Below are 1,471 nucleotides of genomic sequence, written 5' to 3'. Positions count from 1 at the left end.
GGACTGGGGACTGGGGACTGGGGACTGGGTAATCAATTTTATGTTTTCTAATCAACTATTACCAATTACCAATTACCAATCACCAATCACCAATCACCAATCACCAATCACCAATCACCAATTACCCATCACCTAACAAATTCTGCTTTTTCACCTGCTCAAATTCCTGTTCTAGTAAATCTCTATCACTAGAGTAAATTAAATCCTCTTTACCAATTACTTTTTCACCAGCAAACTGACGAGCAAAATCAATCTTTTGTTGTAAAGTATCATCCGCGTTCCCTAAAATTCTCGCCCTTTCTAAACGTTCACGGTTACGAGTTGCAATTTTACCATTACGCCATTTAATCCAAAAATAACGCGCTAACGGTATTCCTAAAAAACCAATTCCATAAGCTAACAACAACCAATAAATTCCTTGGACAAAACCAACCAATCCCCCTATTTGGGCTGCAATTTCTCCACCTTTTAATAAACTTCCTAATATTAAAGCTCCCACAATATTCACCACACCCAAACCAGCACTGAGCATAATTTGTCCTGAACTCGCAGCACTAAACCGCCACAGATTTTCATCTAAATATGGATCTACTGGTTGACGGAGTTTTTTACTAGCTTGTACTTGTAATTCAGGGAAATAATATACCATTTGTCCTTCAGGACTTACCTGGGGTTTACCATTAAATCGTACCAACACAGGTAACATATAATCTTCATATTCCTGTTGATATTTTTCACCCAAATTATCTAAATACGGTGCAATTTGTTCTGCAACCACCGCCCCTTGATTATTTCTAATTACAATCCCAATTTCTCGCCAACGTCTTTCTTCTAATTTCGCATTCGGATTTCCATCACCAAATAAAAATGAAAATACAGATTCTAAGAAATTGAACTCACTTTTTTCTCTTCTTTCTCTGCGTCTTTCTTCGCCATAATAATCAGGACTAAAATACCAAAATAAATCCGGGAAAAAGAAGAAATTGAAACCACCAGAACTGCTGCTTCTATTATCTCCATCTCGGTCTGAATTAGCAGCAGTCATAATTATAATGATGGTAATAGTAATCAGGGCAATTGAAGCAATTAACAAAATACCAAAGGAAATTCTAATTAAATAAAACAGCACGCCCCAAATTTTTTTCCACCATTCTTGCAAACGCAACTGCAAATATTTATTTCTTAAAATTGTTCTAAAATTTTGGGGAAATTGATAAACAATATCACCTGTTTCTGCTACCTGTAAATGTCCACCAGCATCAGACGCTAAAGCTAATAAACCTTGGTTCGCTTCAGCCACATTTAAACCCGCTTGACTAGCTACATCACCCACAGTCACACGGTAGCCTAATTGTTCCACAGATCGCATAATAGCGGGATTGGGAGTCATTGTGTCTCCTGTCCTGTTTGATTTTATAGTGCTTTCATCCAGTATAAATAATTTATCAATAGGCAACAGGGGACTGGGGAC

At 37.3% G+C, this 1,471-nt stretch carries 1 protein-coding gene; it reads right to left on the bottom strand.

Annotation, left to right across the window (positions count from 1 at the left end):
* Nucleotides 1–121 precede the first annotated feature (121 nt).
* Nucleotides 122–1,390: a hypothetical protein gene (locus tag H5968_RS24935; protein ID WP_096568424.1), complete on the bottom strand. Its 1,269-nt coding sequence runs from the start codon at nucleotides 1,388–1,390 to the stop codon at nucleotides 122–124.
* Nucleotides 1,391–1,471 lie beyond the last annotated feature (81 nt).

Origin of the sequence: Sphaerospermopsis sp. LEGE 00249 (genome assembly GCF_014299995.1) — a bacterium.
GTDB classification, from domain to species: Bacteria; Cyanobacteriota; Cyanobacteriia; order Cyanobacteriales; family Nostocaceae; genus Sphaerospermopsis; species Sphaerospermopsis kisseleviana.
Note: the sequence above shows the minus strand (reverse complement) of the source record. Positions and strands in the feature narration are given on the sequence as shown.

What these genes read in the sequence shown, in the direction of transcription:
- H5968_RS24935 (WP_096568424.1), bottom strand. Translation starts at nt 1,390, where the DNA reads ATGACTCCCAATCCCGCTATTATGCGATCTGTGGAACAATTAGGCTAC.